This window comes from Ignisphaera sp. (genome assembly GCA_038831005.1).
Taxonomy (GTDB): Archaea; Thermoproteota; Thermoprotei_A; order Sulfolobales; family Ignisphaeraceae; genus Ignisphaera.
In genome coordinates this window covers 1-13,268 of record JAWBKZ010000003.1, presented here as the reverse complement: position 1 = coordinate 13,268, position 13,268 = coordinate 1, and the positions used below count along the sequence as shown (strand labels likewise).

Sequence of the window (13,268 nt, the reverse complement as noted above, 5' to 3'; positions counted from 1 at the left end):
AATCATGGAACCCATAGTTGCGGGAATTGATGAGGCTGGTAGAGGACCTCTTATAGGAGATATGTTTATGGTTATGGTTATCGTTAAAGAAAGTGATGTACAGAAGCTCAAGACCATGGGTGTTAAAGACAGCAAGAAATTAACGAAAGCTGATAGAGAGAGATTGTTTAGTACAATATTGAATCTACTTGAAGTAGCTATAGTAACTAGAATACAACCACATGAAATAGATAATGAAAATCTCAATATTCTTGAAGCTAGAGCTCTCTGTAGACTTATATCGCATGCATGTAGCATTCTGAAGATAGATCGGATTTACATAGATGCATTTGCATATTACCAGAAGATTATGGAGTACATAAAGTTGTGCAATAATATCTGCACGAATCTGCATAACATGGTAGTAGAATATGGAGCAGACGACAAGTATGTTGTAGTTAGTGCTGCAAGTATTATTGCTAAAGTTCTACGAGATAGCCATATAGATATGCTCAAACAGTTCTACGGAGATTTCGGTAGTGGGTACCCTAGCGATAAACGTACAATAGAATGGCTGAAAACCTACTATAATGAGCATAAGAAGTTACCGCCTATTGTCAGAAGATCATGGAAAACAGTTGATAAAATTATAAGATCGAGGGAATCGTTAGATAGGTATCTTCATGGTTATGGACGGTAATCAGAATGTCTCAAATGCTCACCTAACCATTTTTATCCATCAGCAATACATATGTTAACGTTTTTAATTTTGGTATACAAATCCTACTTAATACACATCGGTGGGTAAGGATCTATAGCAGCATCTAGACAAGGTAAGTAAGTAGCAAATAAGGTAATGGTCTATGCCTAGCTACCCAAGGTTTATAGCAGATTCGATGCTTGGGCATATAGCTAGATGGTTAAGGTTGCTTGGATATGATACTCTATACTACCGTGCTATTAGTGATTGGCGGTTAATGAAGATAGCTAAAGAAGAAGATAGAATACTACTCACAAGAGATCTGGGGCTCTATAGGAGAGCTAGAAAAAACGGTGTTAGAACACTATTTATAGAAGAGCCATCTTTAGAAAAAGTTCTAGCAATATTATCGATTAGATACAGCATTAGGCTTGATTTCGATAAAAACGATACACGATGTCCTAACTGTAACAATCAATTGAAATACACAACATCATTAATAGAGGTATCACATAAAATAGATAAAAATATAGCGTTAAAGTACAATGAATTCTGGATATGCAATTCGTGTGATAAGATTTATTGGCAAGGAAACCACTGGAAAACAATTACAGAGTTATTAGATAGAGCTAAAACAGAAAAACTAAAGATTTTAAATAGAGTTAAACCATTAGAAAAAAATGTATAGTGGTAAATGTATGAAATCTCCGGGGTCTAACCCTATAGAACCTAGTGAATTAACATATAATGATGGATTATTTCTTGTGAAACTAGCTAGACAAGCCATAGAGAAGTATGTAGCTGAAGGAGTAAAGATTGAGCCACCAAAAGATACACCAGAAAAGCTCACAAAACCTGGTATGGCTTTTGTAACCATAGAGAGATATAGTGAAATAAAAGAGCTTAGAGGATGTATAGGGTTTCTTCAACCTATAACACCTCTTGTTAAAACTGTTATAAATGCTGCTATAGCAGCAGCCACAGAAGATCCTAGGTTTCCCCCATTATCAAAAGATGAGCTCGACAAAATAGTAGTAGAGGTTTCCATACTGTCAATGCCTAGACAGATAAAAAATATCAACGATATTGTGGTTGGTAAACATGGGCTTATAGTTTCTAGGGGCTGGTATAATGGAACATTATTACCTCAAGTCCCCGTAGAGTATTGTTGGGATAGAGAAACATTCTTAGCTGAATGTTGTTTAAAAGCTAGTTTAGACCCTGATTGCTGGTTGGATTCTAGGACACGTATATACGTTTACGAGGCTACAGTATTCTATGAAGAAAATCCTAGAGGCAGTATAAAGATGAAAAACCTACTAGATGAATACAGGAATAAATGTTTATGGCTACTTGAACTAGATACCTAAGTGCCATAAGTACCATAGGTTTTTGTAGGAAACACACCGATTTTTGATCTAATCTAGAAAATCTGTTACCGATTTATTGTGCTAGATATTTTAATACTGTAACAGTACCTGGGTTTTTACGGTGGGTATATGATACTCTCTGATTTCGATCTAAAGAACTACATCAGGTCCGGTAGAGTAGCTGTAGAGCCTTTTGACGAGGATATTGTGCGTGAAAACGGTCTTGATCTAAGGATTGGGGATGAGGTATGCGAATTAATTGAGGTCGACGAAGTTCTAGACCCGTATGTGGCTAGCGAAGCTGATCTAAGTAGGTTCTACAAATGCTGGAGGGCTGATACATTCATTGTGAAACCCTATGGAAGGTACCTCTTGACAACACTTGAATACATAAAAGTGCCTCCAGAGCTTATGGCATTCGTAGAACTTCGATCAACATTTGCTAGAATGGGTCTATCTATACCGCCGACAATAATAGATGGAGGATTCGAGGGACAGATAACAATAGAGTTGCATGGATCATCTTTTCCAGTTAAGCTAAGATATGGAACTAGGTTCATCCATGTAGTGTTCTCGAGAGTTACAAGCCCTATAGAGAAGCCCTACAGCGGTGGATACCAGAAACAGAAAGGAGTGAAACCTCCGAGACTTCCCCTTACTCCATGACAATAATATGTTCTAGTAATTCAAGTTCCAATGATATGATACAAAATCCATTAGATGCTTTCAGCAATTTATAATCAACAATAGCTCCATGTAAACAGTATATGAGATATGATAGCATCAATATATAGAGGAGCGCATTTACTACGACGGGCTGATTAGCAAATGGTTAACGTACGCATAACCGAGATCTCTAAGGTTGATGATCATTACACAATTAAACTTGGGCTCACTATAATGGACAGCACCATATGTATAAATATTGATAATGTTTCTAGAGCTGTCCATAATGTTGAAGTTAAGTTAAGGAATAATATACTCTACATAGATCTCATCGATGAAAGTGGCAAAGGATTTGCATCATGTGTTATAGATCTCAGTCATATTCATAGAAAGTGTCTTTATTGTAGATCATTAACAATACCTTCTCAATAGTCTTTTGTGATCTAGTAATCTAGTTTCTTGATATCTTTGATTCCAATAAGCTTGATGTCAGACATGTCACTAATCACTTTCTATTTAGGGGTAATGTAGAAACATTAAATAATGAGATGATTAATACTTCTAGATTCCCTTAAAAAACAGGCATAAAACTGAACCGAGCAAAATATGTAGGGTGTAGTGAGATACTACTTAGAACCTGAAGACCAAGATTAAATGTAGCGTTTTAAGAAGCTATACAATCTCTTGCATCAATTTTGTTCTAAATAAAGAAAACTTAAGACTTCTTTACCATCTTTTCTCTACACAATAATGTTTGAGGAAACCATTAATTTAACAATGTCTTCTTCCTAAGAACAACTATGGCTATGAAGATATCAGAACTTCTAAGTTTATGTTACATCATTACCCAGCTTGCGATAGGACTAAGATCTATAGAAAGTTTTCCAATGAACGTGTCACATGATAAGCTTTACGATATATATCTATTATGTTCTATTTTATTTGTTTAAGCATTCTAAATCCTGTACAAACTTTTGAATACACACTCATGGATTAGATTCTTCCTAATTCTACATTTGCATTCAAATTCATGCTAATGTTTATATGTTCTGTAAACTAAATATACTGTTGAATGTACAGAGTTCTATATTTTTTCTAAGTATAATTGATAGGCTCTTAGTAGTACACCTTTTGCTGAATTAAGTATCTCTAAGGGGTTTTGCCCTTCTTCAGGCCGTATCTCAAAACTTACAGCACCTTTGTAGCCTATCTCATGTAGAACTGATAACAATTTAGCGACATCTTTTTCTGTGTTGATTGCTCCTGGTCTGTAAAAGCCCGGATGTGTATCTAAGAGCTTGTTGTCTATCTTCTTTGCGCATCCTATATGGATATGTCCTAGGTACTCTGGATAAGATTTCAGAATTTCTGGATTTTCATTAAGAAGTGGTGCATGACTAAGATCCCACATAATGTACACATTATCAATAGCTTCTCTAACCTTTTCAATTATTTTTATAGTTTCGTCTAAGTTACCAGCAAGTCTTTTTCTATCCCATACAGCATCAAAAGTCTCTAAAAATAATTTGATACCATACTTGTTTGTAATGTTACTAAGATCTATCAATGATTTTACTAGAGCATCAACTGCTTTTGATCTTTCGGGTCCCTCTATATTTGGTCCTGAACATACACCTACACCTATATACCCTCGCTCACCAGCTTTTTCAACTTCATGAGTAAGAATCTCAATAGTCTTTCTTCTCTCATCCTCATTTAATGCATTTGGATTCAGACCTCTTGAAAGAATTATAGGTTGTAATCCAAGTACAAATTTTTTACCATATGACTTATTGATTTCAGCTATCTTTAGCCATTCACTATTGTCTATTACCGTTACTTCTATCAAGTCAAAGAATGGGTCTTCAAGCAGTAGCCTTATCTTTTCTGTAGCATTTTCTGAACTCTTCATCAGCTCCGGAAATAACATAAACGATATTATACCTACATCCCATGGAAATCTTGATACATACTCTAAATCTTTTCTCCTTATAAATCCATAGAGCACCAATATCACCAAACTGTACTGCAATTATTTGAGAAAATAAGTATTTTGGTTGTAAATTAAATCACTATGTACTTAATGTTACTATTATCGACTATATGTTATACAGCTTTATAGCATTTTCATGGAGAAGAGCGTGCGCTATCTCTATAGCTAAATCATTATCTATATATCCTTCAGAAATCATTTCCGCCAAAACATATGCTAACTGTTTCTTTGCTAGTAATGCTTTTCCATATACCCACTCAATTACGTATGCATCACTAAAGAATCCCCCAATCTTATTGTATGGTAGCATCTGTAACCTTAAATGAAGATAGCTCTTTATTATTTCAGGATACATCGAGTACCACCAGTATCCACTTAGGTAAACATTGGGATAATTCTTAGCGATTACAGTTACTTGGTGTGATAAAGTAGAATCGGCTATAAATACATCAAATTTTACATCAGAATATATTGCGAAAATTTGTGTAAGTGCATATAACTGTTCTGGATTATACATGATTATAGCATAGTCTGGTGGCGCAGCCTTAGGAACAAGTCTTTTAACCCCAAGCATCATCTGAAATACTTTCCTGTGTTCTGAACATAGCGTAAGCACCTTGTGTAGTGCGTAAGACGCTAAAGCATACTTAGCCTCATAACCTATAACGCCTTTGGATCTCAATTCTCTAATATAGAGAGATACTTCGTTTCTATGCGCTATCCTGAAGATATCGTCAGGCTGTATAGGTAGCGTAACTGCTACAATATTTTGATCAAATTTATTGAATATAGTCTCCAAGACATGATCAAGATCTTCAGCATGTTCAATACTCAAGCCATATCTATTCTCGAGATCCAATAGAACATCCTTACTTATGTTTTGCACTAAAACATCCAGTCTTAAAGCACCTGTAAAGATATCTCTATCGTATATCGGTATAGGCTCTAAAGGACTCAATGTTAGAAACGATTTCTTAACTCTACAGAACTTTTTAAGTACGGTATATACCCATGTAGAATCACTCTGTTTACTCTCTATAGATTCGACAACCTTTTTCCAATTACTTTCATTTATTTCATCTATATTTAACCCGTAGAGATCCTTTAGTATTTGTCTTAATGACCAAAACGTAGCGGTATTTCTGATAAACTTAAAGTAGGGTAGGGTCTTGACTAACCTATCAGTGGGGGGAAGCTTCTCAAATTCTTCTCTACTCATGCCCGCGGAAACTAACTCTGTAACTATATAATGATAGAATATAATATCATTGAAGTTTTTTGCACTAAGTGTACTGGGATTCAAATGTTCATGAACGTCAACCACATCTATATCTTGTATCTCACTATATAGTTTGTTTGCTGATTCAATTATGTTCTGCATAGTTTTTCACATATTCTTAATTCATCGATAAGAAATAAAATAACTTTAATATTTCAAAGAACACTTGTTAAATAAATAAGACAATGTTTAAACAACAACAAAGTAAAATATTTCAAACTCAAAAGAAGTTACGAGCTTTTTGCATATCTCGGCAGCTTTAAAGGCGTTTTCTGCATAAGCATCAGCTCCTATAGATTTAGCGAACTCTTCTGTTACTGGTGCCCCTCCGACAATTATTTTAACACTATCCCTTAAGCCTTCTCTTTTGAGAGCTTCTATGACATCCTTCATATGAACCATTGATGAAGTTAATAGAGCAGACATTCCCAAGACATTTGGTTTATGTATCTTTACAGCCTCAACAAATTTCTCAATAGGTACATCTACGCCTAGGTCTATAACCTCGAATCCATTTGCTTCTAGAACAGCTTTAACCAGGTTTTTACCTATGTCGTGTATATCACCATAAACAGTTCCTATAACTACTCTTCCTAACGTTTTTATCTTTTTTTTCGACTCAGTAATTATGGGTTTTAGCACATTCATAGCTTCATTAAATATTTCTGAAGCCACAATCATATCAGCTACAAAATACTCCCCCTTCTCATATTTATCGCCAACAATTTTCATTCCCTCAGAAAGACCCTTCTCAATTATATCCATAATATTCACACCATTGTTTAAAGCTTCTTCAATCCACTTTAATGTTCCTTCTAAATCAAGTTCAGCTAAACTATTCTTTATTTTATTAAGTATATTTTCGGCTATATTCGCTCACCTAATGAGATATCTTACATTCTCATATGCTGTTTTAAATACTGAGACTATGTTTTCAGGAGGTGTAGGTGGTTGTATATTATGTGTTGCTGCAAATATGAACCCTCCACGTGGTGCAAAAATCTTTATCAAGTTTTTCACATGCTGAACTACTTCATCAACTTTAGCAAATGGGAGGACACGCTGAACATCTGCCCCTCCTCCCCAGAACGTTATCTGTTCACCATATTCTTTCTTTAGTTTTTCAGGATCCATACCTTTTGCTGACAATTGTATGGGGTTTATTATATCTAAACCAGTATCTATGAACTCTTTTATAAGTGGGAATATTGCTCCATCGCTGTGCAGGAATACGTACATTTTTGAATGTTTCTTAATGTAACTGAATATCTCTTCATATCTATGCTTATAGATATCTCTAAATGTTTGAATTGATATTTGGGGACCTTCTTCAGTTCCTAAATCATCTGCAAAACCTATAACTTGTACATATTCTCCAAACGCTTCTACATACTTTTTAACATTATACATTAACACATCCATTATATAATCTAAAACAGCTTCAGCTAAGTTTTTTCTAAGACGTAAATCGGAGAGCCATCGTGTCCAACCTCTTAGACCTTGCGCCCATGCATGCATACGTCCAGCTAACGAAAACACTAATGCATATTTAGTATTTTTATAAAGATACTCAGATTTTTTCTTAAGAAACTCTACATACCTATCGCTAACCTTAAATAGTTCCCAATCAAAGTTTTTAACATCTTCTACATTCTTAGCATTAGCTAGCGGGTTAATACCATGTGCATCTGGAGGAGAGAATGTAGAGCTAGTTTTAGATCCTTTACCAAGTAGAACTGACTTATTTAGATAGATAGATAAAGAATCTCCCTCCTCAACTATATCTATGCATGCTGGTATTTCTTCAACAAAACCAAGATACCTATGAGTCCACTGCTTCCAATTTTGTTCATATATTTCGGCTCTACCTGTTTCGCTCTCTTTGTAGAGACACGTCATACATTGATAGAAGAGATCCCTATAATAGTCTTCACCAGTTGTTGGCGGCAAATGCCTATTAACATCTATTAGATCAATGTGAAAAATTTGTAGGATGTCTGCATCTACTTCAGTAAGCTGAGCAACAACATCTTTAATTCTAGCTGGTTTCTCTACCAATCCTAGGTATTTTCTTAGATCTCTATAACTTAGAGGATTTATTGTTGATACATGCGTAGATCCAAAATCTATGGGAACTCTATCTGGTTCTTCATGTCTAAGCGCAATTAAAACTCTTTCTCTTGACGTAATTGTCGAATCATTCATACTAGATCCTGTCTCGAACACAACATAATCTTGCTAATAAATCTATCTAGATATGAATTCTACTGGACTTCTAATGAAATACCACTTAGTTTGGAATAGTGTAGCTCAAAAGTTGGTGGATTCTATCCACAACATCATGGATGGTAAAGTTTTTATTTGTGAACATTATATCATGTGTTGAGTATTTTTAGATGGGATGAGAAACCATGGTTCATCTGAGTAAAGATTATGTAATCAATTTGTTGAAGAAGACTTCTATTGAACCATTATTTCTTCCAGTACCTCCAGCTGTAGATCATGCAGACCATATGCTTAAAACAGCTTTAGCAGGATACACGAAACTAGCAGCAGATCACATTCTTCACTACGATATGGAGAATATGTTGCTAGATGTGCTTGGAAGCTTTATTAGAAGAGCAAATCTCATAATCAAGTCTGAGTGTTTATCTACTACTGATCTAGAGACATTTAATACCAGGATACTTAGGAGAGCAAGAATATATGATACAGTTCTTGAACTCGTAATGAATCTTGTTGGTGTTGAGAGTCGCTGGAGTGGTTTTGATGAAGAGACCATCGAAGACGCGCTCACGATTTTGACTAATGCGCTTAGTGAATGGGAATATATTGAGAGAATAGAACTTGGTTCTCCGAATGTGCTTCTAGCAACAATAGAACTTAATGTAAAAGAAATGCTCAAGGTTAATAAGGGTAAGAGTCTTGTAGCTGAAATGGCCAAAAAAGTTATGAATAGTTTAGATATGAATGCTGTTGCAAAAAGTTTTGTTTCAGCTGTAAGAAATGTGTTTACTGAAAACGTTTATAGGAAAAGTTATGAGAAGGGGTTGTGTAAATTTGGTAATGATTATGCTCTGGGATTGAGGTGGCTCAGACATCTGGGGTATGTACAAGTATCTACTAATCCTGTGCTTGCTGGAAAGGCTTATGATGATGATCCTGATCTATGGAATAGATTCATTGATTATGCTAGAAACATATTATCTAAAAGGTATCCAGAATGGTTTAAAGATCCTGATAGATACGCTGACGATATAGCGATGGAAGCAACAAGATTTGCTCTCCTAGATAACTTTTATGTATTTAGGGTACCATTTATACTTTCAAGATATCATGATGGTCTTGTTAGCTATCAGCTTAATCCACTTATAGCTAATAATGTAGAGAAAAGTGTTGAAGCAGCAAAGATATTTGCAATGAGGCTTGAGGAGGATTTAAAGATATACGATGAATATCTCTGGTGGGGCTATAATGTACCAGAAAAAGGTAGACCTAACCTAGTTATCAAGGTTGCGGCAGGCTATCCTGAATCTATAGAGATTGCAGAAAGATTGAATGAAATAGGTATTGGTCAGAACATAACCGTCAGTTATACTGTTGCTCAAGAGGTCTTAGTGGCTTTTGGAGCCATGAAGGGTATGGCTAAAGCAATTAAGAAAGGCATCATACCTACACAAACCTATGATACAAACATGGGTGGAAGGCTTGAGGATCATCTTAGGGAAGATATAGCTGCGAAACTACTTATGAAAGCTCTTGAAAACGTAGATGAGGATAAGAAGATGATGTTGCTTGAGAAACTTGCTAAAGGATTGAAAGTTGATGAAGCCACTTGGACTAAGATTAAGTCGCTAAGTATAAGAGATATAGCTGAGTATCTGTGTAGCCATAGGGTATTGGGTAGAGATCTCATTAGAGAACCATACATAGAAGTACTGGCTGAAACAGGAGCCTATGGCTCTAAAGAAGATTTACTAAGGCTACTCAAACCTCTTGAAATGGCTCTAAAACTTTCAGGTACATATGTAGCTCAAAGAGTTTATGAAATACTGTTCTCTCCATGGAATAGAGAGAAATGGGTAGAGTATCTGGTTAGAGAATTCGGTATAAGGAGAGATCAAGCAGAAATTATACTAGATAGAATAGATCTTCTACCAGCCTCAAAGAGAAAGCCCATAGATACACTGTACACATATGCTTCAAGAAACATGACCAATACTGAATTTCCTGATCATCAACTTTCTGTAGTTAATGAAGTTGTTGGAAAGAATACTAGATTAGATGATTTAGCGGAATCTATATACCAAGAACTAACAAAAGAATATCTTGATATACTCATGCAATATGAGGATTTTGTGAAAGCTTATGAAGCTTCGCCAGAGGTTTTAGACCTATTAAAGAAGGTGGGGATAAACAAAGACTATGGATATAGAGGTGTAAGTCCTAAAGATTGGCCAACATATGGACCATGTGCAAAAACATTGAAAGAATTTACGAATAGCTATATTGCCTTCAGGGAAAGAGTCGTTAATGCTATTAAAGAGCTCTCTAAATCTCTGAACCTATAGTGTTTTAGGATTGAGCGTTTTAACACATAGATGGTGTCAATTATGGCTAAACCCAAGCTCTTTATAACTAGGGAGTTGTTTACAGATGTAATTGAGAAGCTAGAGAAGTATTATAAGGTAGAGGTATGGGATAGATATCAGCCACCACCATATGAGGTGATACTTGAGAAAGCTAGAGAGGTAGATGCTTTAGTTAGTTTACTTAGCGATAGAATAGATTGCAATCTTCTGTATCAAGCTAAGAACTTAAGGATAGTTGCACAACTAGCTGTAGGATACGATAATGTAGATATTGATTGTGCAACAAAATTAGGGATTTACGTAACCAATACTCCTGGGGTATTAACTGAAGCTACAGCTGAATTGACATGGGCTTTGATCCTAGCTGTTGCTAGAAGAATTGTAGAAGCAGATCACTTCGTTAGATGGGGTGAATGGGAGAGACTTAAAACAGCATGGCATCCAAAGATGATGCTAGGTATAGAGTTACGAGGCAAGGTGCTAGGTATAGTAGGTTGTGGTAGAATAGGTTCAAGAGTTGCTGAAATAGGTGCTAAAGGGTTTGGAATGAAGGTTATATACTTTGATAGGAGTAGAAATGAAGAGTTAGAGAAGGAAATAGGAGCTGAATTCAAGGAACTTGATCAACTCTTACGAGAAGCAGACATAGTGTCGCTTCATGTTCCATTAACTAGAGAGACATACCATATGATAAATGAAGAAAGATTGAAGAAAATGAAGAGATCAGCCATACTGATAAATACAGCTAGAGGATCTGTAGTAGATACAGAAGCGTTAGTAAAGGCTTTAAAGGAGGGATGGATTGCTGGAGCAGGTCTAGACGTATTTGAACAAGAACCTCTACCTGCAAATCATCCATTGACAGCGTTCAAGAACGTTGTTATACTACCTCATATAGGTTCAGCAACATATGAAACAAGACATGCTATGGTAGAGCTAGTAGCTGAGAATCTGATAGCGTTCTACGAAGGGAGAGAACCACCAACACTAGTCAATAAAGAGGTACTAAAAATCAGGCCACCGGGTTTTCGCTAAGAATAGAGACTACATCTTGACGTTTCACAAGTATCTCAATAGAAATACCCAAGAAGCCATTCATTACCTACAAACACATTCTCAATTCCATAAGTTTTTAAAATCTCTACAGATTTCCTAACATGACTTATACTTGTTGGAGGTAAGTCTCTAAGGAGATGATCAGGATGGAAAGCTAGAAGAACTATAGGTATTGTTTTATCAATTGAAGATACATATTTAGCCATACCCTCGACTTCTTCTCCATCTACGTAGCCTGGTACGAGAAGAATGCTTATGACTAGTAGCGGGATTTCTTTTCTTTCTCTAGACATATTAGCTAAAAGAACGATATTTTCTTTAATTCTCTCAATAGCTCTATATCCGTCAACACCTGTGAGAGCTTGATACACATTGGGAGTGTATGCCTTCCAATCAATTTTAACAATACCTCCACTCTCAAGACTCAGTTTAGCCATTTCCCTCATTACCTTTGGATTTTCTAAACCATTTGTCTCCCAACAAATTCTCTTAACAACATTATTTTCTGAACTATACCTTAAGATCTTTCTAGCTGCCTCAAGAGCATATATCGAGTGTGGTCCAGGGTCTCCACCGAAGAAGCATACACAAGATACTCTGGTGTTTTCGGTAGCTTCTTTAACAAGTTGATCAACAGATGTTAAGTAACGCTTTCTAAGCTTTGATGATACAGCTATATCCTTATGTTGCCAATTCTGGCAAAAAATACAATTGAGGTTACATCCAGCAAAAAATACGGCTAAATTATAGTACCCATACTCGGGTCCAGGATAGACGCTATACTTAGGATAACCAGCACCAGTAACGGCAGGACACACAGGTGTTGCTACACAATTTGTTGGCAAAGGATCTAGATACATATGAAGAACACCATATCCGGGAGGCTCAACGAATTTTAGATCATCTCCACTATTCCTCCATATACCGCAGAAACCATATCCATTAACAGGAATAGAACATTCATTAACACACAATACGCATTTCACTCCGCTAGGATCTCTAGGAGGTTCTATAGACAATCCTACACTTTCTCTATATCTCTTATGAACTTCCATAGCTATTCTGAGAGCATCAATATCACTTCTTAAACATTCTACACAAACTCCAATAACACTACTAATAGTTTTACTGCTATATCCACATAGACGGCATATACCCATATCCAAACCTAATAAGGATCATTGTTCTCAAAGCTTAAGAACTTAGGGTAGGTATTATCATTGTATTCATTGATAAATAATAATGATTACATGTACGAAGATAAAAACAAAAAATGTGCTTTAGATTAGTTAGCAACAACTATGGTTTTCTACATCTAAACATGCACATAGCTATGAATCCTATAATGATTACACCTAGGACAACAAGTATTGGTATAACCCAATTAGGGGCTTCGTAAACAGTAGAGATAACGGTTGTGGGCTTTACATCCGTTAAAGTTGATGTCTGTACTACTGTTATTAATTGTGATATGACAATACTTGTTGTTGTAGTGATTGTATATGGCGACGTAATGGTATATGTATATGGTACTGTTACTGTTGTTGTTGTTGGTACTGTTACTGTTGTTGTTGTTGGTACTGTTACTGTTGTTGTTGTTGGTACTGTTACTGTTGTTGTTGTTGGTACTGTT

At 35.8% G+C, this 13,268-nt stretch carries 13 protein-coding genes; 7 read left to right on the top strand and 6 right to left on the bottom strand.

The genetic code is table 11. The features are described 5' to 3' along the window. Positions 1-4: 4 nt before the first annotated feature. From rnhB to QXK50_03370, 5 genes are all read left to right on the top strand, one after another. Entirely contained in the window at positions 5-679 is a 675-nt protein-coding gene (gene rnhB / locus QXK50_03390) for a ribonuclease HII (protein ID MEM2008208.1), read from the top strand. A 163-nt stretch (positions 680-842) separates the two neighbouring features. Beyond that, entirely contained in the window at positions 843-1,367 is a 525-nt protein-coding gene (locus QXK50_03385; GenBank protein MEM2008207.1) for a Mut7-C RNAse domain-containing protein, read from the top strand. Positions 1,368-1,377: 10 nt separating this feature from the next. Next, the gene (locus QXK50_03380; GenBank protein MEM2008206.1) at positions 1,378-2,049 is read left to right on the top strand and encodes a TIGR00296 family protein; all 672 of its coding nucleotides are present in this window, start codon (positions 1,378-1,380) and stop codon (positions 2,047-2,049) included. Positions 2,050-2,178: 129 nt separating this feature from the next. Next, complete coding sequence (gene dcd / locus QXK50_03375; protein MEM2008205.1) at positions 2,179-2,715, top strand: dCTP deaminase; 537 nt, start codon at positions 2,179-2,181, stop codon at positions 2,713-2,715. Between the two features lie 162 nt (positions 2,716-2,877). Continuing rightward, complete coding sequence (locus tag QXK50_03370) at positions 2,878-3,147, top strand: hypothetical protein (protein ID MEM2008204.1); 270 nt, start codon at positions 2,878-2,880, stop codon at positions 3,145-3,147. A 652-nt stretch (positions 3,148-3,799) separates the two neighbouring features. Here QXK50_03370 and QXK50_03365 read toward each other — a convergent pair. The 4 genes from QXK50_03365 to QXK50_03350 form a co-directional block, all read right to left on the bottom strand. Beyond that, positions 3,800-4,723 carry a TIM barrel protein gene (locus QXK50_03365; protein ID MEM2008203.1) on the bottom strand — a complete coding sequence of 308 codons (924 nt, stop codon included), beginning with the start codon at positions 4,721-4,723 and terminating at the stop codon, positions 3,800-3,802. 91 nt (positions 4,724-4,814) lie between these two features. After that, on the bottom strand, positions 4,815-6,089 hold the full coding sequence (locus QXK50_03360; GenBank protein MEM2008202.1) for a hypothetical protein: 1,275 nt from the start codon (positions 6,087-6,089) through the stop codon (positions 4,815-4,817). Positions 6,090-6,176: 87 nt separating this feature from the next. After that, positions 6,177-6,833: a corrinoid protein gene (locus tag QXK50_03355; protein MEM2008201.1), complete on the bottom strand. Its 657-nt coding sequence runs from the start codon at positions 6,831-6,833 to the stop codon at positions 6,177-6,179. Positions 6,834-6,863: 30 nt separating this feature from the next. Then, positions 6,864-8,192 (bottom strand): uroporphyrinogen decarboxylase family protein, encoded by a 1,329-nt coding sequence (locus tag QXK50_03350; GenBank protein ID MEM2008200.1) that lies wholly within the window; start codon positions 8,190-8,192, stop codon positions 6,864-6,866. 206 nt (positions 8,193-8,398) lie between these two features. Between QXK50_03350 and QXK50_03345 the strand changes: the two genes are divergently transcribed. Both QXK50_03345 and gyaR read left to right on the top strand, forming a co-directional pair. Further along, on the top strand, positions 8,399-10,558 hold the full coding sequence (locus tag QXK50_03345; GenBank protein MEM2008199.1) for a transaldolase family protein: 2,160 nt from the start codon (positions 8,399-8,401) through the stop codon (positions 10,556-10,558). A gap of 42 nt (positions 10,559-10,600) precedes the next feature. Beyond that, the gene (gyaR, locus tag QXK50_03340) at positions 10,601-11,614 is read left to right on the top strand and encodes a glyoxylate reductase (protein ID MEM2008198.1); all 1,014 of its coding nucleotides are present in this window, start codon (positions 10,601-10,603) and stop codon (positions 11,612-11,614) included. Between the two features lie 35 nt (positions 11,615-11,649). On the opposite strand, the gene QXK50_03335 is transcribed toward gyaR, so the two are convergent. Together QXK50_03335 and QXK50_03330 are read right to left on the bottom strand one after the other, a co-directional pair. Then, the gene (locus tag QXK50_03335) at positions 11,650-12,795 is read right to left on the bottom strand and encodes a radical SAM protein (protein ID MEM2008197.1); all 1,146 of its coding nucleotides are present in this window, start codon (positions 12,793-12,795) and stop codon (positions 11,650-11,652) included. A gap of 139 nt (positions 12,796-12,934) precedes the next feature. After that, a partial coding sequence (locus QXK50_03330; protein MEM2008196.1) for a hypothetical protein occupies positions 12,935-13,268 on the bottom strand: 334 nt, incomplete at its 5' end.

Excerpts from the sequence above, each read along its gene's own strand:
- rnhB (MEM2008208.1), top strand. The coding sequence starts at position 5 with ATGGAACCCATAGTTGCGGGAATTGATGAGGCTGGTAGAGGACCTCTT.
- QXK50_03385 (MEM2008207.1), top strand. The coding sequence starts at position 843 with ATGCCTAGCTACCCAAGGTTTATAGCAGATTCGATGCTTGGGCATATA.
- QXK50_03380 (MEM2008206.1), top strand. The coding sequence starts at position 1,378 with ATGAAATCTCCGGGGTCTAACCCTATAGAACCTAGTGAATTAACATAT.
- dcd (MEM2008205.1), top strand. The coding sequence starts at position 2,179 with ATGATACTCTCTGATTTCGATCTAAAGAACTACATCAGGTCCGGTAGA.
- QXK50_03370 (MEM2008204.1), top strand. The coding sequence starts at position 2,878 with ATGGTTAACGTACGCATAACCGAGATCTCTAAGGTTGATGATCATTAC.
- QXK50_03360 (MEM2008202.1), bottom strand. The coding sequence starts at position 6,089 with ATGCAGAACATAATTGAATCAGCAAACAAACTATATAGTGAGATACAA.
- QXK50_03350 (MEM2008200.1), bottom strand. The coding sequence starts at position 8,192 with ATGAATGATTCGACAATTACGTCAAGAGAAAGAGTTTTAATTGCGCTT.
- QXK50_03345 (MEM2008199.1), top strand. The coding sequence starts at position 8,399 with ATGGTTCATCTGAGTAAAGATTATGTAATCAATTTGTTGAAGAAGACT.
- gyaR (MEM2008198.1), top strand. The coding sequence starts at position 10,601 with ATGGCTAAACCCAAGCTCTTTATAACTAGGGAGTTGTTTACAGATGTA.
- QXK50_03335 (MEM2008197.1), bottom strand. The coding sequence starts at position 12,795 with ATGGGTATATGCCGTCTATGTGGATATAGCAGTAAAACTATTAGTAGT.